Here is an 18,329-nt window from a genome sequence, read left to right as displayed (position 1 = left end):
CTTGCCTGCCCCTGCAATCAGCGGGGCCTATCCCCCCTCACCGCCGCTTGAAATACCGCACCTCGCGCTCATCCTTCTCCGCCGCCTCGCGCGTATCGAACGTGCCAAGGTTGCTGCGCTTTGCCTGTCTTTTCGTTCTTCCTGCGCGCGCCAGCCCTCACGCCGCGAGTTGGACCTCACGGGCGGCCGCGATCATGACACTCGCGAGCAAGCCGTAGGCTGCCTCCCAGGCCTCGCGCACCGCCGGTGTGAAAGCGGGCCCGAGGCCGGCCGCCAGCGTCTCGATCAGCGCCTGGCCGACGATCGGGTAATGATGCTCCTCGACACCGTAGGTGACGTGACGCTTGGCGAGTTCGCGCACGGTGGGCAGGATGGTCTCGGCACGATCCAGACCATGCACGACAAAGCCCAGGCTCGCCATCAGCTTGGCGCCTTGTTTGGTCATGTCTCTCACCGGAAACAGCGCCCGAAGATTCCCGTCGATGGCGAACAGGCGTTCATAGAACAAGGCGGCGGCAGCGGCACGGATCGGGACGACTTCGCGAAAACTATCCTGGACAAGTCGAATCTGGTCGGGTGTCATCGGCGCGCTCCTGGGTTTGTGGGTAAGGCGCAACCATCTCCCCAGGGCGTTTCGCACGCATGTCGCCTGTCGCGTCGATGTGTTTCAGTTATGTCTCAATCTGGTTTCATGTTGCATTCAGTTGTTTTCAATTTCCTTCCCGCGCCGCAATGTTCGGCAGCCCATCCCCTCAATGCCGCTTGAAATGTTGCAAGAAAACGCCGGCGCCGAAGCTGCCAATCTCCCCATAAGTGGGGGAGATGGCCGGCAGGCCAGAGGGGGCGCCGTGGAGCTCGACGGCGGAGGCTTCACCCTCCCCCAAGGACCAACAAGGGAGAGCAGCGCAACAAATCCAAGTTAACGGGTTCCTTCGGGCGCCGGTGCGTTGGTTGACGAAGCATCAAACGCAAAAACCCGCCTGTGTGGCGGGTCATTGGCACAATTCAGCACCATCGACGAATATGTAGCATAGCTGCCCTCACGATGTCAAGAATAAATTCCTATCGAAAAGCCCCCGGCACAAAAGCCGCCGACACCGGCGGGCTGGCTCTCGTCAGGCTTTGTTGACCTGAGCTCGCAGCCCTCAGGCGAGGGTCGGAAGAGCGCCCAGACACACTCCAGAAACAATATTCAACAGTTCGGAAAAACTGGCGAAAAGATCGGATGGCATAACCTCCCGTGGCGGCCCGAAACGGCTGCGATAGCCGTTGCTCGGCCAAGACGGGAAAGAATGGAAATGGACCACGGTTTCGATATCGCCGAACTGGACGCGGCAAGACCGGACAGCCAGCCGGAAACTGGCCTGGCAATCGTCGATGCGCTCGTGGAGGCCGCTCACGGCTCCGGAAGGCGCGCGCGCAGCCAGGTCCTGACGGGCGCCGACTTTGCCCGGCAGGGGCAACCCGGTGAGCGGCTCGATACCGTCTTCGAAGAGCTCGCCGAGACATTTGCGGCGTTGCCGGCGGTGATCTCCGACGGGCGTGTCTGGACGTATCAGGAGCTCAACAACCGGGCCAACCAGGTCGCCCGCCTGCTGGTCAAGCGAGGCGTGCGAAGGGGTGATCGGATTGGGCTCATTCTCGACCGGTCGGCGGAGACCTATGTTGCCGTGCTGGCGGTGATGAAGGCAGGCGCGGCCTTCGTGCCGCTGGCCACCGCGTTTCCCCAGGAGCGGATGACGCTCATCATCGAAGACGCCAGCGTCAGCCTGGTCGTCACCATCGCCGCCTACGCGTCGCGAGCCGATCAACTGCCCGTTCCCCACCTGTTGATCGACAGCGCCGCCACCGAGATCTCCAAACAGTCCAGCGCGCCGCTGAAGCCGGATGCGAGGACCGCTGTATCGGACGACACCTGCTACATCCTCTACACCTCGGGCACCACCGGCAAACCCAAGGGCGTGGTCATCAAGCACCAGAGCTTCGTCAACTTCATCCGCGTCGCCGCCGCATCCTACGGATACCGGCCGGGCGATCGTGTCTATCAGGGCATGACAATCGCATTCGATTTTTCCTCCGAAGAAATCTGGGTGCCGTTTGTCGCCGGCGCGACGGTCGTGCCGGCACCGGGCCAACTGCCTCTCGTGGGCGAGGAACTGGCGGATTTCCTGCGGCTCCATGACATCACCTGCATGGCCTGCAGCCCGACCCTGTTGTCGTCGATGGCGAGCGACGTGCCCAGCCTGCGCACGCTGCTGGTGGGCGGCGAGGCCTGTCCGCACAATCTGGTGGTGCGCTGGTCGAAGCCGGGGCGGCAAATCCTCAACACCTATGGCCCGACTGAAGCGACTGTCACCGCAACCATGGGCGCGCTGACGCCCGACAGTCCGGTGACGATCGGCGCGCCGTTGCCGACCTACTCGATCGTCATTCTCGACGCTTCGCTGCCGCAGCTTGCCGAGCCTGGTGAACTGGGCGAGATCGGCATCGCCGGCATCGGGCTCGCGGTCGGCTATCTCAACCGGCCGGACCTGACGCATCAGAAATTCATTGCCGATTTCGTCGGCCTGCCCAACAACCCGTCGCAGCGCATCTACCGGACGGGTGATCTTGGCCGCATCAACGACAAGGGTGAGATCGAGTACAACGGGCGCATCGACACCCAGGTGAAGATCCGCGGCTATCGCATCGAGCTCGGTGAGATCGAGGCAGTGCTGCTGGACCAGCCGGAGATCGCGCAGGCTGCCGTCACCACCTGGGAGATCGAGCCCGGCCGTGTGGAACTCGTCGCCTATTACGCGCCAAAACCCGGCCTGCCGGCGATCTCGCGCGCGGATCTCGCCCAGGTGATGAAGCGGCGCCTGCCCGATTACATGGTGCCCTCCTATCTGGAGGAACTGCCGGCGATCCCGATGACGGTCTCCAACAAGGTCGACCTTCGCCAGCTGCCGAAACCGACAAGCCTTCGGCTTTCGGCCGACCGCGCCATGGTGCCGCCCGGCAATGACGACGAGCGTTTCCTTGCCGACGCACTGGCCGCGGTGCTGAAATTCGACGAAGTGTCCGTCGAGGACAATTTCTTCGACGATCTCGGCGCCAACTCGCTGCTGATGGCCCATTTCTGCGCGCGCGTGCGCACCAGGAAGGAATGGGCGACGACGTCGATGCGCGACATCTATCTCTATCCGACCGTGGCGCGGCTGGCCAAACATCTGAGCGTAGCGGAAGAGATGACCACGCCCACCAATGAGCGTGTCCTCACCCGACAGGCATCGAACTTCGCCTATTGGACCTGCGGCGGGGCGCAGCTCCTGTTCTACGGGCTCTACAGCTATGTGGCGCTGTGGGCGATCAATGACGGCCTCAACTGGATGTATGACGCGCTCGACAATCCGCTGCAGCTCTATTTGCGCTGCGTGGCGCTTTCGGCCGCCGTGTTCTTCGGCATGTCGGGCTTTGCCGTCATCGCGAAATGGGTTCTCATCGGCCGCTGGAAGGCAGAGGCGTTTCCCATCTGGGGCCTGCGCTACTTCCGCTTCTGGGTCGTCAAGACATTGATCCGCACGGCACCCGTCGTGCTGTTCCGGGGCAGCCCGCTCTACAGCTTCTATTTGAAGCTTCTCGGCACCAAGCTCGGGAAAAACGCCGTCATCGAATCGAAATCGGTGCCCGTCTGCACGGATCTCATTTCGATCGGTGCCAACACCATCCTGCGCAAGGAATCGATGATCCTCGGCTTCAGGGCCCAGTCCGGCTACATCCACACCGGCCCGCTGACCATCGGCCGCGATGCCTTCGTCGGCGTCGGCTCCACGCTCGACATCGACACCAGGATCGGCGACGGCGCCCAGCTCGGCCATTCGTCCTCGCTGCACCGCGGGCAAAGCATCCCCGACGGCGAACGCTGGCATGGATCGCCAGCCGTGCCAACCACGGCGGACTATTGCAAGGTGCGCAACGTCGATCCGTCCAACATCCGGCGCTTCCTCTTCGAAGCGGTCCAGCTGATTGGCCTGTTTGCCATCGTCACACCGCTGCCGCTGCTGTTCCACAGCTATTGGGAGAACGTCGGCGACGACTATCAGGAGACCATCGGCATTGTCGCGATCGGCACCACGGTCACGCTTTTTGGCTACATCGCCGTGGCCTTTCTCGCGGCGACGCTGGTGCCGCGCCTGTTCAGCCTGATCCTGAAGCCCGGCCGCACCTACACGCTCTATGGTTTCCGCTACTGGCTGCAGACCGTCGCCGAATTCTCGAGCAACTCCCGCGTGCTCGGCCTCCTGTTCGGCGACAGTTCGGCAATCGTGCACTACATGCGCGCCATCGGCTGGAACCTCAACAAGGTGGTGCAGACCGGTTCCAACTTCGGCAGCAACCAGCAGCACGAGAACCCGCTCCTGTGCGAGATCGGCACCGAGACCATGGTGTCGGACGGACTTTTCATGATCAACATGCACAAGTCCGCTTCCGCATTCAGGCTGGAGCCGACGCGGATAGGCGAGCGCAACTATCTCGGCAACAACATCTATTACCCGCCGGATGGGCGCACGGGCGACAACGTCCTGCTCGGCACCAAGGTGATGATCCCCATCGACGGGCCGTTGCGCGAGAATGTCGGCCTTCTCGGTTCGCCGTCCTTTGAAATCCCGCGCATGGTGAACCGCGACAAGGAACTCATCGCCGGTGTCGACGAGAACGACCGCCGCCGGCGCATCCCGCTCAAGAACCGCCACAACATGGTGACGATCCTGCTGTTCGTGGCAACGCAATGGGTCATGCTGTTCGCCACACTGGCGATCTGGGACCGCGCGCTGAACTACTATACCGAATGGGCTGAGGTCGCCCTCTTCGTCGCCGTGCTTTTGACGTCCGCGATCACCATTCCGTTCTACATCCTGGTCGAGCGGGCAAGCCTTGGCTTTCGCAGGCTGAAGCCGCAGATGACGACGATCTACGACGTCGCCTTCTGGCGCCATGAACGCCACTGGAAGCTTGCGGATTCGCCGATCGTGCGCCTGTTTGCCGGCACGCCGTTCCGGCCGATGATCCTGCGCATGCTGGGCGTCAAGGTCGGCAAGCGGGTCTATGACGGCGGCAGCAACCTGACCGAGCGTTCGCTGGTCGAGATCGGCGATGACGTCACGCTCAATGAAGGCTGCGTCATCCAGGCCCACTCGCTGGAAGAAGGCGCGTTCAAGTCCGATTACATCCGCATCGGCAAGGGCTGCACGCTCGGGCCTTCCGCATTCGTCCATTACGGCGTCGTGATGGGCGAAGGATCGGTGGCCGATGTCGACTCCTTCGTGATGAAGGGCGAAGAGCTGGAGCCCAACTCCATATGGCGGGGCAACCCCGCCAAGTTGCATCGGTTCGTGGAGCCGATCACGGACGATGCCTCCAGGGCATCGGCTTGAAGACCGGAGAAATCCGCCTCGCCTCCGTGACCAAGGCCAACCAGGCCTTGGTCACGTCGCTGCAATTGGCCTCGGAGCAGATGGATCTCGTTGCCGGCAATGCGGAGTCCCTGGACGAAGCCGCATCTGACGGCGACGCGCGGCCCTGCGTCGTGATGGCTGGGGATCTTGTCGTCGGTTTCCTGATGTACGAGGCGCCGCAGGATGACGACGAGGCGCGGATCTACCGTTTCATGATCGACCGCACGTGGCAGGGCAGAGGCTACGGCAAGGCTGCGTTGCATGAAGTGCTGGACGAAATCAGAAGGCTCGGCCACATCAGGCACGTTTCAATCTGCTACGAACCGCACAATGAAGCGGCACGACAGCTCTACCGTGCCGCCGGTTTCGTGGAACAAGGGCTCGACGAAGATGGAGAAATGATCGCCGACCTCGCCTTCGCGGCGGATGATCGTTGACGCGACCACCCTCCCCTGAAAACGCGGTTGCGCAAACATCCCTGCTGCAGGCGATGGCCGCCATCGCGCCCAAAAGTGTCCGCATCGGATGCCGGGTGATACGCGATGGCGACGAGACCCATCTGCTGCCCGAGGAAGCGCGTTCCATCCCCGCGCGCCAGCCGGCCATGCGCCGCGCAAGCGGGGCGGCCCGCTGGATCGCCCACGGACTGCTGGCGGATGTTGGTGTCAACGATTTCGCCATCCTGCGCGCGCCATCCGGCACGCCGGTCTGGCCCGACGGGATAACCGGTTCGCTCGCCCATGACGACGAAATGGCCGTAGCGGCGGTTGCGCCTGTTACCGACATCGGCTCCCTTGGCATCGACGTCGAGCCCGCCCAACCCTTGCCGCACGACCTCCTTGCGCTTGTTGCAACCCGTGCGGACCGGACAGACGCCGCGGACCCGGATCTTGCCGGTCGCGTGCTGTTCTGCGCCAAGGAAGCGGTCTACAAGGCGGTTTATCCGCTCGATCGCGAGGTCCTTGGCTATGAGGATATAGAAGTGGACCTCAACGCAGGCCGAGCGACGACCAAAGGCGGCCGCAAGCTCACCCTCGCCTACTGCGTTGCCCCGCGCGTGGTCGTCCTGGCGTTTGTTGACCCGGAGGCGGTTTAGGTCTGGCGCGGATGGTGGAAATGGATCACGGCGTGACCCACCACCCCATCAATGCCGCTTGAAATACTGCACCTCGCGCTCATGCTTCTCCGCCGCCTCGCGCGTATCAAACGTGCCGAGGTTGCGCCGTTTGCCGGTCTTTTCGTCCTTCTTGCGCGAATAGAGGCGGTATTTTCCATCCTTGAGCTTTCTGATCATCTGGCTCTCCCTGCTTAGGACCGCCGTTTGCCCTTGAGGTTGCGCGCGGCTTGCTCGACCGCCGCGCGGTCGTGGCCCAGCCTATCGATCAGTTCCTGCGCCTCGTCGCCCGATATGCCGGTGCGCATTGCCAGCGCCTCGACCGCCAGGACGTCGGAGCTGGCGATCTCGCTAGTCTCCGGCAGCGCATCGCCGGCCGTCAGTGGCAGTGCCGCCTCCCGGTCGATCTCGGCCGCGGCCTGATGCCAGTGCCGCTCGGGATCGCCGCCGCCTTCGCGTTCCCATATCTGGTATGCGCGCTGCTGGATCTTCTCATGCCGTTCGTCGCCCATGATCATTCCTCCGTTGCGTCAGGGAGGAACGCCGCACCTGTCCGAATGATCCAAAAAATCTGCGTGATCGTTGCGCCGTTGCGGCGATGGCGCGAGGCGCCGGGTAGCGCTGGCCACGAGGTCATTCCAGGCCGCGGGCGAGCCCACCGCCTGGATGTCGGCCGTTCCCGCAGGCTTTGTTGTCAGTGCCCCCAGAATCCCTGGCCATAGCCGGCTGACATGTCCGAGTTCGCACTTCCTCCCGGGGCCGGTGCGCTGTTGGCACTGCCGATGCTCTTCGTGCCGCTGAGGTCGAGCGCATTGGCGCCATCGGACCCCATCGAATGGTAGACGCTGCTGCTCGGATAGGCGTCGGGGCCAGGGATGTAGTCCGAGCCATAGTTGTCGCTGCCGGCAAAAGCCGTGCCGGAGGCAACCAAAACCGTGGCAATGGCCAAAACGATCTTTTTCATTTCAAGCTCCATCTTTGGAAGTTGACATTTGGCCACCACGCGCCGCCCGCACCGCGTTCATGAGGCCGTCCCTTGATTGCTCTCGGGCGAAACCAGCCAACCGCGATGCCTACGGATTTGCGGCGGCAGGTCCAGCGTACGGTCGTGTTGGTCCTTCGTGCGCTGTTGGCCTATTCATAGGGGCGTGGCGTTTGCACCGGCGTGGGACGGCGCGTGGTACCAACCACCGCAAACGTGGAATTTTGCGTTGAATGCAGCCGGGAAGCGCGCCGAACGCTGCCCGGGAGCGCAAGGCCGTGGCACTTTCAGATCGGCAGGGTGGTCTCGCCGTGCTGGGGATAGGCCGCCATGAACGCGCCGACCGTGTCTTTGTCGCCACGCCGGGGCTTCACGAAACCAGTGAGCACCCTGTCCAGCGAAATCCTGCCGGCGCCTGATATGGCCAGCACGAACATGCCACCGGCAATGGCGAGATCCTTTTCGAAATGCAGCAATTCGTTCTGGTTGGCGAAGTTGGTGTGGAAGAGTGTCGCCGTTGCCAGGCAGAACAGGCCGAGACCGATGGCGCCCAGCCGCGTCAAAAGGCCCAGCCCGACCGAGAGCCCTGCCCCCAGTTGCAGCGCAACCGTGGCAACAAACAGCGGCAGGCTCACGCCCAGCGCGGCCATCGCCTTGGCGGCGCCGCCGAAATGGGTGGCCAGTGTCAGGCCTTCATGCAGGAAGAGCAGGGAAAGCAGCAGGCGGCCGGCAAGGAGGGTCACATCCCCAGCGTATAGCTTCGTGGCGAGGAGGTGCAGCCTCGCGGCAAGTTCAGTCGGTGTCATGGTCGGGCTCCAATTTCTCTAACAGGCAGGCACCGCGTCCGGTCGGACAGGCGCAATGGCGCTGCCAAGCGTCTGATTGAAAAAGGCCGGAGCCAGCGCAAGGGAGGGGATGCCGGCTCCGGCAATGGGCGCCAGCCACGAGCGCCCAAACTATGGTGCTTAAGAGGGATGGTGCGACGCCAAGCCCCCCTCTCGGTCTCGGCTTCGCCGAGCCACCTCTCCCCACATTCGTGGGGGAGAGGAACAGCCCTCTGGGCCCTACTTCGTCACCTTGGTATCGATGGCCTTCTGCAGGTCCGACAGTTCCTCGCAACCGGCCGGGCAGAGTTTTTCCAGCGACGCCAGCTGTTCGTTGGCCTTGGCCATGTCGCCGGTCTCGACATAGAGCTCGCCCAGATATTCGCGGGCGGCCTTGTGGTCGGGCTTCAGCTCCAGCGCCTTGGTGTAGTAGGTCAGAGCGGTCTTGTAGTCGCCGGTCTTGCGCAGCGTGAAGCCGAGCAGATTGTAGACGTCGGGCTGCTGCGTGTCCTGCGCCAGGTCGCGCAGCTGGGCCAGCGCGCCAGTATAGTCCTTGGCCTCGATCTTGGCCTTGACGGCGGTGAGGTCAGGCGCGTCAGCGCCCTCGATGTCGTCGACGGCATAGGCGGGCATCATGGTCGCGACCGGAACCACGGTCAGCACCGCAACGGCGCCGAGCAGGCCGAACAGGGCATGTTTGCCAAAAACAGAATGTTTCATTGTCTTTCTCGCTTGGGTTGAGTGCTAGCGTTGAGAAGACCGTTTCGAAATTCGCTCTGGCGAGTCAGCTGAAGGTGGTTTCGAGAACCGCAGCGCAGCGGGACGTCCGGTCCGTGAGCAACGGAAGCGCAGAAAACCCCTTCAGATGGCCGCCAGAGTGGAGTTTCCAAACGGCCTCAGATCTGGACCGGAGTGAAGCCGTAGGCGTTGCCGTCCTTGACGAAGACGCCGGTGCCCGGGAATGGAAAATGCGAGCCCGAGATGCGGATGTTGTCGGCAATCACGCGGTCGATGATCTTGTGGCGCGTAGTGATCGCTGTCGGCCCGTCCTGGTCGTAGCTGCCCTGCCATTCTGGATGCGGCGCCAGAAGGGCGGGCACATACATGGTGTCGGCCGAGATCATGAGCTGCTCTTTGCCGGAGTTGGCCAAGTAGACCGAGTGGCCGGGCGTATGGCCGGGCGCGGCGATGATGTGGATGCCGGGCGCCACCTCGGCGCCGTCCTCGACCAGCTTCCAGTTTTTCCATTTGGGGAAGTTTTCGGCGATGCGCTTGCCCGCCGGCTTGCGGCCCTCGGGCAGCTTGGCCAACCGGCTGGGGTCGGTCCACCAATTGTATTCGGTGGCGTTTACGATGAGCTCGGCATTCGGGAAAACCGGCGCGTTGGTGCCCTTTTCCATCAGGCCCCAGACATGGTCGGGGTGGAAATGCGAAATCATGATGGTGTCGATCGCCTTGTAGTCGATACCGGCGGCGGCCATGTTGGCTGGCAGGTGGGTGGCGTTGGTCTGCCACTGGCCGACACCAGACCCGGCATCCATCATGATCAGCTTACCGTTCATCTTGAGCACGGCGACGGTGAGCGGAATGGGCATGAAGTCGGTGGTCAGCCCCGCCTTGGCGAGTGCTGCCTTGGTATCGTCAACCGAAACATCCTTGATGAAGGCCGGGTCATGCGGCTTGCGCCAGATGCCATCGTAGATGGCGGTGATCTCAATGTCGCCGACCTTGTATTTGTAGAAACCGACTGTCGGCTCCACCGGCGTTTCGGCAAAGGCCGGTCGGGTGAATTCAAGCTTACCGGCAAGGCCGAAGGCGGCAGCGGCAGCGGCGGATCCAAGCAGTGTGCGTCGTGTCATGCTGAACATGGTGGTCTCCTCAGTTGGTGGGTGCGGAAGGGATGATGGAGGGCCAAGTCCGGGGCCATCCCGATGTGGTTGAGGTCCGACCGTTGGGATTCGGTCTTGCCCCCTGGCGAACTCAACGGCCCCAGATGCCTTGGCCTGGTTCGCTCGCATTCGATTGCATCGTCGGGTGCCGCGGCCCTGTCGTGACCTTGGTGTCGACGCCGTCTGTAGGTGCGATGTAGGGGATCGAGGCGGTGGCGTTGGTGTCGACGGAAGCGACCGGTGAATTGGCGTTGTTTGCGCCGTGGTCACTGCCGGCAAAGGCAGCGCTCGAGGCAAGCAGCATGGCAGCCACGCTGAGAGCGAGCTTGGTCATTGTCAAAGGTCCTTGTTTCGTTTCTTCGGGTTGCGGGCCGGGCGAATGGCCTCGCTGAAGGGAAGACCCGGCAGGGCGGGCCTTTATTCCCGGTGCGGCATGATTTTTATGAAAGAATCGAATTCAAGTGCTCAGTGGCCACAAGGCTTGGGTTCCTCTCCCCATGTCATCGGTGAGAGGTGGCTCGGCGAAGCCGAACCGCAGAGGGGAATGGTGTCGACTTGAGAAGGCAGGGCTCTACCAGGCCTCCACCGCCCGCTTCGCGGCCACCCTTCCCCGCTCCGGGGGGGCGCGGAACCCAGGCTTAGGGGCCGCCGACAACCTCCGCATAACCCCTCACCTCGCCATCCAGCCCGCGCAGCCGCCAGCTCTCCCCGTCGCGTCCCTCGACATAACACGGCCCGATCGGCACCTTGCCGCCGCCTTCCGGCAGGTCGAGAACATAGACAGGGTTGCAGATGCCCGACAGGCGGGCGCGCAGCGCGGCGGCCAGCGCCTGGCCTTGCGCGATGGTGGTGCGGCGGTGCGCCATGCCGCGCGCGAGATCGCCATGGTGCAGGTAGTAGGGTTTGACGCCGAGCCGGTACATCAGCTCGCGGCAGAGCTCCTCCAGCACCTCGACCGTGTCGTTGACGCCTTTCAAGAGAACGCTCTGGTTGAGCAGCACGAAGCCGGCTTGCCGCAAGGTGCGGCAGGCCGCTTCGGTGGCGTCGGTGATCTCCCGCGCGTGGTTGAAATGGGTGACGACCGTGACCATCAGCCTGCCCTGCAGGGCCGCGACCAGTCCCCGCGTGATGCGCGAGGGCAGCGCCACCGGCACGCGCGTGTGGATGCGCAACAGCCGCACATGCGCGATCGCCTCGATGCGGGCGCGGATTTCGGCCAGCGCCTTGTCCGGCAGCGAGAGCGGATCGCCGCCGGTCAGGATCACCTCGCGGATTTCCGGGTGATCGGCGATATAGGCGAGCGCCGGCTCCAGCGTCTCGCGCGTATAGCCGCGGCCGATCGAGGTCAGCGACTCCTTGCGGAAGCAGAACCGGCAATAGACCGCGCATTGATAGGTCGGGAACAACAGCACCCGGTCGGCATGGCGATGCGTCAGCCGCGGCACCGGGCTGAACGCATGGTCGGCGATCGGATCGTCGAGCTCGCCCTCCTGCTCCAGGAGTTCGTCCGGCGACGGGATGACCTGCGCCCGGATCGGGTCGGCGGGATCGTTCCAGTCGATCAGGTCGAGATAGGCTTTCGGGATGCGCACCTTGTGGTTCGCGGCCGCGGCTTGCACCGCCGCGCGCTCGCCCGGCGACAGCGGCAGGGACGCGAGATCGCGCACATGGCGCACGCCGGCGCGGACGTCGGTCTGCCAAGCGGCGTCGGAGGTGTCGATGCGCTCGCTCGCATCGGAGAGGTTGGCGTCTGAAGTCATCTGATATCTCGGGGGCAATTTCTGGCGGAGCTATCGGCCGGATGGCCGGGCGGGTCAACCACCTGCTTGCCGCAGACCCGCCGACACGAGCCCATAGGTATTTAAGCAAAATGGCACTATTCTGCGCAGTCCGGGGGTTTCAGGGAAAACAGATGGACTTCAATACGGGCCATGGCTACCTGCTCATCGGCGGCCTCATCCTGGTTGGCGCCGGCCTGCTGATCCTGTCGCTGATCGTCAATCTGCGCGTCGCCCACAGCGTGCGCGACGACGTGCGCCACCGCGAAAAGCTGCTGGAATACTACCGCAACATCTTTTCGCAGCTGGGCGTGATCCTGATCGGCATCGGCGTGTCGCTGTTCATCTTCTTTTTCCAGCAGAATTACCAGGACCAGCGAAGACGCGAAGCGGAACTCCAGCAGGTGCTGGCCAAACTGGCGGGGCGCATTGCCCACGGCGCCCCCATCGTCGGATCGCTTGGCCAATTCGACGCACTGCTGGATGAAGGCGGGGCCTATGTCAGCCCCGAACTTGGTGGAACCAACGCCGCGATCGGCGCGCAGGGGGCGGAGCTCGGCAAGCAGGTCGGCGAGATTGCGCTGGTCGAGCGCGACATCGACGTCCGCGACTTCGACGTCCTCAACCTGTCGCGCGATTTCGAATCGTCGTTCGTCGTCAACGAACTCGATCCCACACTGTGGTTCGACATCGTGCGTGACGAGAGCGAGATCAAATATGCCACCACCCAGCTCGCCCTCGACTACAAGGACCTGCAGGATGCGATCGGCGGCCAGCCGGTCGAGCTTGCGATCGCCAATCCTGAAACGGGGCGCAAGATCAAGCACGAGGTGCTCGACGTCTTCTACGATGCCGATCTCCTGCGCCAGCGCAGCAGGCGATTCCTCGGCCGTGCATGCTGGCTCTTCAGTCACGGGCGCAGCTTCGTCAGGCTTGCACCGGTCGATGCAATCGAAGCCGATGCGAGGTCGCATCAGGAATGGATCGACCGGTCGAAACCCTTCCTGACGCAGGCGAAGTCGGGCAACGGCGATTGCTTCAAACTGCTCCAGTACGGCCCGTCGCCTTGAGCTGCTGCCGGCACTGTTCGATTTGACGGTCAGTCACCCACGCGTTGAAGCGTCCCGAGATGATTGTCGTCGAGGAAGCCTATGGTCATCGCCGACGCCTTGCCGTCGGGGCCGACGACAAAACTTACGCCCGAGGGCCTGTCCGGGGTCTCGGCATCTGGAAAGGTCAGGAAAATGTCGCCGTCGAAATGGGTCAATGAATAGGACCGGGCTGCAGCCGGGCCTACCCTCAGCACGAGGTCGTCTCCCGCTTTCGATACGATTGCGTCGCCGATGAAGTCGTTGGCGTAGCGGCCGGCATAGGCGCTGGCCGGTCCGGCCGGCCTCGCCGGGGAAGGTGGCGCTGCATAGGTGGCCTTGGCTGCCGCCACCGCTGGGCCGAACAGGCCTGCATAGATATCGTCCCACGCCTTGACCCAGTCCTTCTCGACCGTGCCGTCGAAGGCGAGATCGGCGAAGCTGTCGGACAATCCCTCCGGCAGGCCTGTCGGAAAGGCGTTGGTGATGATGACGATGCCAAGCTTCTCCTTCGGGAAGACTGTCACCAGGGTGCGCGCGCCGACGCTGAAGGCGCCAGCATGGCCCCAGCTCAGGCCGTGCCGGCCGAATTCGACATTCCAGCCGAGGCCATAGAACGAGGCACCGCCGGAAACGGGATTGTTGCCGCGCGCCATCAGCGGAACATGCGTCTGGTCCAGCGCATCGGCGGCAATCAGTGTCTTGCCGGCGTGGACGCCGTTGCCGATGATGAGGCGCACCCATTGCGAGAGGTCACGTGCCGTGGAACTGACGCCGCCGGCAGGCGCCTGCGCATCCGGATCGCGCTCTATCTTCGCGGCCCAGGCGCCATCGACCCTGACGTGAAGCGCGGCGCGGTTCGTGTGCTTGACGAAGTCCGAATGGCGCGAACTGGTCGAGGCCATGCCAAGCGGACGGTAGAGCTTCTCCTCGGCCACCGCCTCCCACGGCTTGCCTGTCGCCGTCGCGGCCGCCACGGCACCCTCCGTCAATCCGAAATTGCTGTAGGAATACCCGGCGCGAAAGCTCGACGATGGCGGCACGAACCGCAGGCGATGCAGGATCTCGGCGCGATCATAGCCAATGTCCTCGAGGTCGTCGCCGGCGGTGCCCGGGAGCCCGCTGCGATGCGAAAACAGGTCTCGAACGGTGAGCTGGCTTGCCGGATAGGGATCGGCCAGGCGGAAGGCCGGATGGAGGTCGGCGATCTTCGAATCCCAGGACACGATCCCGTCGCTGACCAGCGCCGCCACGGCGGTGGCGGAGACCGGCTTGGAAAGCGACGCGATCTGGAACACCGTGTCGGCGTCGACGACCTCGGGCTTGCCGGCCTCGCGATGGCCGAACCCCTTAAGGAAGATCACCTGGTCATCGTGCACGACGGCGATGGCGAGGCCGGGTACGGCACCCTCCGCGACGGCGGCTTCGGCGAGCGCTTCAAGCTTGGGCAGGGCAGCCGTGATCCGCTCCGGCGTGATGCTGTCGGCCGGCGCCGTCTGCGGCCAAAGCACCATGGCGGTGATGAGGGCCCAAATCTTCAAATGCCAGATCCTCCAATGACGGAGATACCGATTCAGCCGCATGAGCGAGCCTCCTCTATGTGCATTCACCTTGCGATCATACAGGCCCGCGCGGGCGAGGCCAGCCCACGCGCCATCCGTCATGGGGCGCGTAATCGGTTCCTGCCGTCAACCCTCGGGGCCCATGCGGGCAAGGCAGCGGGCCTGGTCGCGCGGGCGGCCGAGTTCCTGATAGCGCGAGGCCGCCTCGTCGAAGGCGGCGAGCGCGCGGATCTCGTGGTTCTGCGCCCGCCGCTGCACACCGCGCGCTTCCCAAAGGGCGGCTGCCCAGGGCTGCGCCAGAGCGGCAGCGGCTCCCTCTATGACGGCTTCGGCACCTGCTATATCGAGTTCGGCGGCGGCCGCATCGGCAAGGTCGAGGTCGATTTCTTCTGAGGCCCAGCACCAACCGGCACCTACCACGAGCCCTCGGTGGCGCTGCGCGCTGACAAGGAGACTTTTGGATCGAGCCGCCGCTCACGCTGGTTCGGCCTCTAGGGCCAAAGGATGAAGAGCGCTTGGGGCCGGATAACCCCTCGGCGCGGTCATGACGCCCGAAGCGGGCAGGCGAGCCCCTACCCCGTTTGCACCAAGCCTCGCGGCGATCACCTCATCGACCGTGAGTGTGATCTTGGCTATCCTGTCGGCAATGACGATGGTCCACGAGGACGCCGCTACGGAGGGATGCTGCGATGGTTGGAGCTTCGGCTGGCTTGCCGCGCTACGCGGATGCCGTTCAGAGCTTCGTATCGAGAATGAAATCGCGCGCCTTCATGGCGACCCCTCGACCGGCATCAATGCCTGCGTCGAATGCTGCGATCGCCACGCCGGGCAAAACCGGCTGGCGTTGCGCGCGATCTCCGCCGATGGCGAGCTGCGGGAATTCAGCTTCGATGCTCTTCGCGACATGTCGGCGCGCGTCGGCAACATACTCAAGAAAGCGGGCGTGCGCCCCGGCGATATCGTTGCCGGCATGCTGCCGCGCATTCCCGAACTGGTGGCACTCATCCTCGGCACCTGGCGCATCGGCGCGGTCTACCAGCCGCTGTTCACCGCCTTTGGCCCGAAGGCCATCGAGCACCGGCTGAAGACCAGCGGTGCAAAACTCGTCGTCACCAACACCGCCAATCGCGGCAAGCTCGACGAGGTGGAGGACTGCCCCCGCGTGGCCACCATCCTTGCCCCTGGCGAGTCCTTGCCGGCGGGCGACATCGATTTCCACGCCGCGTTTGCCGCCGCCTCGACGTCCTGCGAGGCGGTCATGCGCAAGGGCAACGACCTGTTCATGATGATGTCGACCTCGGGCACGACTGGCCTGCTCAAGGGCGTGCCGGTGCCGCTGCGCGCGCTGCTGGCCTTCGGCGCCTATATGCGCGATGCGATCGGTTTGCGGCCCGGCGACGTCTTCTGGAATATCGCCGATCCCGGCTGGGCCTACGGCCTGTATTACGCGATCACCGGCCCCTTGCTGCTCGGCGTCGCCACGACCTTCAACGAGGGCACCTTCACCGCCAAAAGCACCTACGACATCATCGAGCGCCTCGGCGTCACCAGCCTCGCCGGTTCACCGACCGCCTTCCGCCTGCTGCTGGCCGAGGGCGCGGTGCCCGCCGCCCGCATCAAGGGCCGACTGGGAGTGGTGAGCAGCGCCGGCGAGCCGCTCAACCCGGAAGTCATCCGCTGGTTCGACGCCCATCTTGGCGTACCTATCCATGACCATTACGGCCAGACCGAAAACGGCATGATGGTCAACAACCATCACGGCCTGTCGCACCCGGTGCGCCCGGGCTCGGCCGGCTTTGCCATGCCGGGCTACCGCATCGTCGTGCTGGACGAGGCCGGCCGGGAGCTCGGCCCCAACCAGCCCGGTATCCTCGCGGTCGACATTGCCAACTCGCCGCTGCGCTGGTTCGACGGTTATCACCAGGCGGAAACTCCGGCGATTTCGGGCGGCTATTACCGCAGCGGCGACACGGTCGAGTTCGAGCCGGACGGCTCGATCAGCTTCATCGGCCGCGCCGACGACGTCATCACCTCGTCGGGCTATCGCATCGGCCCGTTCGACGTCGAAAGCGCGCTCATCGAACACCCGGCGGTCAACGAGGCAGCGGTTGTCGGCGTGCCCGACCCGCAGCGCACCGAGATCGTCAAGGCCTTCGTCATCCTGGCATCTTCATTTCGCGGCAGCCCGGAACTGGCCGAGGAACTGGCGCAGCATGTCCGCAAGCGGCTCTCGGCCCACGCCTATCCGCGCGAAATCGACTTCGTCACCGAATTGCCGAAGACGCCTAGCGGCAAGATCCAGCGGTTCTTGCTGAGGAAGGCGGAGGTGGAGAAGCGGAAGGGGTGAGGCGTGCCGCGCAATAGCCGCAAAGCTGCTCGATGGCTCCCAATCTGTCGATCGCCATAAGGGGGGCAATGTCATGCGGTTGGTCTGGATGATCGTGTTCGCACTCGCGACCGGAGCGGCTTTCGCGGCCTCGCCGGAGGACGACTATATCGCCGCGCGCGACAAGGCGATTTCCGCTATCGCGGCGCTGGAAAGCGCCAACGAGCCCGTGGAAACGCTCGATGCCGCCGGGACGAAAGCGCTGGCCGATCTGGAAAAGCGGCTTTCAGCCCTTCTCGGCCCCTTGGCGGTTTCAGGTTTTCCGGCAACCGGCACGATCAATCTCGAAAGCCTGAGCGATGCCGATATCGGGTTCGGCATGCTGGACGGGTTGCGCTACACCAAAGGCGACGACGGCCCGAGCCTTGTGGCAACGACGCGGGGGCTTCTCGCGCGCTGGCTCCAGTCCAAAGCCGCCGAGATGGACGCGAGCTTCAGACTGCCCACGGGTATCGATGCGGCACTGAAGCTCGATGCCTTCTACACCCAGGCGATCAACAGCGACGCCGCGTTCACCGGGACGCTCGACTTTGCGCTGAAGAAGCCTGAAGGCGCCGACATCGCCTTTGCGCGGCTCGGCGGCTGGGCGCAGGACATTGGACCGAACCCCGACCAGCAGGTCATCGTCACGCTCGTCAAGGGCAACAGCGTCATGATCGCCTCGGCCCCCGCGGCACCGCCTGTTCCGAAGATCGCCGCCTGCGACGCCTTGTGGGCGTCGGCGGACGCCGCCGCCCAGAAGTTCCAGGAGGCCTACCAAGCCTCGGACCTCAAGGACCAAAAGGCGTATGACGCCGCCAATGCCGCCTGGGAGAAAGGTGACGCCGACTATCGTGCCTGCATGGGCCAGCACCTGCCGAGCGAGCCTGTCTTCCCGGCGCTTCTCGCCCAGGCCCAGGAGCTTGCCGATCACATGGCCGGCAAGTAGGCCCTCCCGGCGCGTCGGGCCAGCGCCTCCTCAGGCCCGCCGGCCCGTTGCGCCGGCCATGGCTTCAACAATGACCCGGGCACGTGCCCAAGGTAAGGCTCGGTTCGGGCGCTACTCCTTCGCGCGATAGGCCTCTGGCACGACGAACACTTCGTCGGCCCGGCCATAGCCGCCGTCGGCGACTTCCTCCACCAGCACCATCGTGTAGGGCCGGACGCCTTCGCCGAAAAAGTCGACGAACATTGCCGTGGTTCGATGGATGAGGTCTTCCTTCTGCGCCTTGGAGAGAGCCGCTTGCGGCATCTTGATGTTGGCGAATGGCATGATCGTTTTCCTTGGT

At 64.1% G+C, this 18,329-nt stretch carries 17 protein-coding genes and 1 pseudogene; 7 read left to right on the top strand and 11 right to left on the bottom strand.

Going from position 1 to position 18,329, the window contains the following annotated elements:
* Positions 1–157: 157 nt before the first annotated feature.
* Positions 158–583 carry a globin family protein gene (locus AC1DZU_RS07415; protein WP_111543346.1) on the bottom strand — a complete coding sequence of 142 codons (426 nt, stop codon included), beginning with the start codon at positions 581–583 and terminating at the stop codon, positions 158–160.
* Positions 584–1,292: 709 nt separating this feature from the next.
* Here AC1DZU_RS07415 and AC1DZU_RS07410 point away from each other — a divergent pair.
* From AC1DZU_RS07410 to AC1DZU_RS07400, 3 genes are read left to right on the top strand one after another with little or no spacing between them, the layout of a single operon-like run.
* A complete protein-coding gene (locus AC1DZU_RS07410; protein ID WP_477283167.1) occupies positions 1,293–5,417 on the top strand; it encodes a Pls/PosA family non-ribosomal peptide synthetase in 4,125 nt (1,374 codons plus the stop codon).
* The gene (locus AC1DZU_RS07405; RefSeq protein WP_477283165.1) at positions 5,414–5,875 is read left to right on the top strand and encodes a GNAT family N-acetyltransferase; all 462 of its coding nucleotides are present in this window, start codon (positions 5,414–5,416) and stop codon (positions 5,873–5,875) included. The genes AC1DZU_RS07410 and AC1DZU_RS07405 overlap by 4 nt, the downstream gene beginning before the upstream one ends.
* Before the next feature lie 53 nt (positions 5,876–5,928).
* The gene (locus tag AC1DZU_RS07400; protein WP_477283163.1) at positions 5,929–6,534 is read left to right on the top strand and encodes a 4'-phosphopantetheinyl transferase family protein; all 606 of its coding nucleotides are present in this window, start codon (positions 5,929–5,931) and stop codon (positions 6,532–6,534) included.
* Positions 6,535–6,582: 48 nt separating this feature from the next.
* Here the strand turns inward: AC1DZU_RS07400 and AC1DZU_RS07395 are convergent, their stop codons facing one another.
* The 8 genes from AC1DZU_RS07395 to AC1DZU_RS07360 all read right to left on the bottom strand — a co-directional run bounded on the left by AC1DZU_RS07395 (position 6,583) and on the right by AC1DZU_RS07360 (position 12,007).
* Entirely contained in the window at positions 6,583–6,732 is a 150-nt protein-coding gene (locus tag AC1DZU_RS07395) for a hypothetical protein (RefSeq protein WP_023677295.1), read from the bottom strand.
* Positions 6,733–6,746: 14 nt separating this feature from the next.
* A complete protein-coding gene (locus AC1DZU_RS07390; protein ID WP_095091767.1) occupies positions 6,747–7,064 on the bottom strand; it encodes a DUF2934 domain-containing protein in 318 nt (105 codons plus the stop codon).
* A gap of 182 nt (positions 7,065–7,246) precedes the next feature.
* Positions 7,247–7,516 carry a hypothetical protein gene (locus AC1DZU_RS07385; RefSeq protein ID WP_477283160.1) on the bottom strand — a complete coding sequence of 90 codons (270 nt, stop codon included), beginning with the start codon at positions 7,514–7,516 and terminating at the stop codon, positions 7,247–7,249.
* A gap of 305 nt (positions 7,517–7,821) precedes the next feature.
* On the bottom strand, positions 7,822–8,340 hold the full coding sequence (locus tag AC1DZU_RS07380; RefSeq protein ID WP_477283158.1) for a DoxX family protein: 519 nt from the start codon (positions 8,338–8,340) through the stop codon (positions 7,822–7,824).
* Positions 8,341–8,598: 258 nt separating this feature from the next.
* Positions 8,599–9,078: a tetratricopeptide repeat protein gene (locus AC1DZU_RS07375; RefSeq protein ID WP_477283156.1), complete on the bottom strand. Its 480-nt coding sequence runs from the start codon at positions 9,076–9,078 to the stop codon at positions 8,599–8,601.
* A gap of 176 nt (positions 9,079–9,254) precedes the next feature.
* Complete coding sequence (locus AC1DZU_RS07370; RefSeq protein WP_477283155.1) at positions 9,255–10,226, bottom strand: MBL fold metallo-hydrolase; 972 nt, start codon at positions 10,224–10,226, stop codon at positions 9,255–9,257.
* A 112-nt stretch (positions 10,227–10,338) separates the two neighbouring features.
* Entirely contained in the window at positions 10,339–10,581 is a 243-nt protein-coding gene (locus tag AC1DZU_RS07365) for a DUF680 domain-containing protein (protein ID WP_477283154.1), read from the bottom strand.
* Between the two features lie 304 nt (positions 10,582–10,885).
* Positions 10,886–12,007 carry a KamA family radical SAM protein gene (locus tag AC1DZU_RS07360; protein WP_477283152.1) on the bottom strand — a complete coding sequence of 374 codons (1,122 nt, stop codon included), beginning with the start codon at positions 12,005–12,007 and terminating at the stop codon, positions 10,886–10,888.
* Positions 12,008–12,159: 152 nt separating this feature from the next.
* Here AC1DZU_RS07360 and AC1DZU_RS07355 point away from each other — a divergent pair, with 152 nt between their 5' ends.
* Entirely contained in the window at positions 12,160–13,095 is a 936-nt protein-coding gene (locus tag AC1DZU_RS07355; protein ID WP_477283150.1) for a hypothetical protein, read from the top strand.
* Between the two features lie 29 nt (positions 13,096–13,124).
* Here the strand turns inward: AC1DZU_RS07355 and AC1DZU_RS07350 are convergent, their stop codons facing one another.
* On the bottom strand, positions 13,125–14,696 hold the full coding sequence (locus AC1DZU_RS07350; protein ID WP_477283148.1) for a serine hydrolase: 1,572 nt from the start codon (positions 14,694–14,696) through the stop codon (positions 13,125–13,127).
* Between AC1DZU_RS07350 and AC1DZU_RS07345 the strand changes: the two genes are divergently transcribed.
* From AC1DZU_RS07345 to AC1DZU_RS07335, 3 genes and pseudogenes are all read left to right on the top strand, one after another.
* Positions 14,670–15,068 carry a hypothetical protein gene (locus tag AC1DZU_RS07345; protein WP_477283301.1) on the top strand — a complete coding sequence of 133 codons (399 nt, stop codon included), beginning with the start codon at positions 14,670–14,672 and terminating at the stop codon, positions 15,066–15,068. The two genes, AC1DZU_RS07350 and AC1DZU_RS07345, sit on opposite strands and share 27 nt — an antisense overlap.
* A gap of 296 nt (positions 15,069–15,364) precedes the next feature.
* Positions 15,365–17,022, top strand: a pseudogene (locus AC1DZU_RS07340) (acyl-CoA synthetase).
* 73 nt (positions 17,023–17,095) lie between these two features.
* On the top strand, positions 17,096–17,989 hold the full coding sequence (locus tag AC1DZU_RS07335; RefSeq protein ID WP_477283146.1) for a hypothetical protein: 894 nt from the start codon (positions 17,096–17,098) through the stop codon (positions 17,987–17,989).
* Positions 17,990–18,100: 111 nt separating this feature from the next.
* Here the strand turns inward: AC1DZU_RS07335 and AC1DZU_RS07330 are convergent, their stop codons facing one another.
* Positions 18,101–18,313: a tautomerase family protein gene (locus AC1DZU_RS07330; RefSeq protein ID WP_127263805.1), complete on the bottom strand. Its 213-nt coding sequence runs from the start codon at positions 18,311–18,313 to the stop codon at positions 18,101–18,103.
* Positions 18,314–18,329: the final 16 nt, after the last annotated feature.

It is taken from the genome of Mesorhizobium sp. P2_A12 (assembly GCF_056405075.1).
Note: the sequence above shows the minus strand (reverse complement) of the source record. Positions and strands in the feature narration are given on the sequence as shown.

What these genes read in the sequence shown, in the direction of transcription:
- AC1DZU_RS07375 (WP_477283156.1), bottom strand. Translation starts at nt 9,078, where the DNA reads ATGAAACATTCTGTTTTTGGCAAACATGCCCTGTTCGGCCTGCTCGGC.
- AC1DZU_RS07330 (WP_127263805.1), bottom strand. Translation starts at nt 18,313, where the DNA reads ATGCCATTCGCCAACATCAAGATGCCGCAAGCGGCTCTCTCCAAGGCG.
- AC1DZU_RS07410 (WP_477283167.1), top strand. Translation starts at nt 1,293, where the DNA reads ATGGAAATGGACCACGGTTTCGATATCGCCGAACTGGACGCGGCAAGA.
- AC1DZU_RS07345 (WP_477283301.1), top strand. Translation starts at nt 14,670, where the DNA reads ATGACGGAGATACCGATTCAGCCGCATGAGCGAGCCTCCTCTATGTGC.
- AC1DZU_RS07385 (WP_477283160.1), bottom strand. Translation starts at nt 7,516, where the DNA reads ATGAAAAAGATCGTTTTGGCCATTGCCACGGTTTTGGTTGCCTCCGGC.
- AC1DZU_RS07360 (WP_477283152.1), bottom strand. Translation starts at nt 12,007, where the DNA reads ATGACTTCAGACGCCAACCTCTCCGATGCGAGCGAGCGCATCGACACC.
- AC1DZU_RS07415 (WP_111543346.1), bottom strand. Translation starts at nt 583, where the DNA reads ATGACACCCGACCAGATTCGACTTGTCCAGGATAGTTTTCGCGAAGTC.
- AC1DZU_RS07400 (WP_477283163.1), top strand. Translation starts at nt 5,929, where the DNA reads ATGGCCGCCATCGCGCCCAAAAGTGTCCGCATCGGATGCCGGGTGATA.
- AC1DZU_RS07380 (WP_477283158.1), bottom strand. Translation starts at nt 8,340, where the DNA reads ATGACACCGACTGAACTTGCCGCGAGGCTGCACCTCCTCGCCACGAAG.
- AC1DZU_RS07350 (WP_477283148.1), bottom strand. Translation starts at nt 14,696, where the DNA reads ATGCGGCTGAATCGGTATCTCCGTCATTGGAGGATCTGGCATTTGAAG.
- AC1DZU_RS07355 (WP_477283150.1), top strand. Translation starts at nt 12,160, where the DNA reads ATGGACTTCAATACGGGCCATGGCTACCTGCTCATCGGCGGCCTCATC.
- AC1DZU_RS07370 (WP_477283155.1), bottom strand. Translation starts at nt 10,226, where the DNA reads ATGTTCAGCATGACACGACGCACACTGCTTGGATCCGCCGCTGCCGCT.
- AC1DZU_RS07335 (WP_477283146.1), top strand. Translation starts at nt 17,096, where the DNA reads ATGCGGTTGGTCTGGATGATCGTGTTCGCACTCGCGACCGGAGCGGCT.
- AC1DZU_RS07395 (WP_023677295.1), bottom strand. Translation starts at nt 6,732, where the DNA reads ATGATCAGAAAGCTCAAGGATGGAAAATACCGCCTCTATTCGCGCAAG.
- AC1DZU_RS07390 (WP_095091767.1), bottom strand. Translation starts at nt 7,064, where the DNA reads ATGGGCGACGAACGGCATGAGAAGATCCAGCAGCGCGCATACCAGATA.
- AC1DZU_RS07365 (WP_477283154.1), bottom strand. Translation starts at nt 10,581, where the DNA reads ATGACCAAGCTCGCTCTCAGCGTGGCTGCCATGCTGCTTGCCTCGAGC.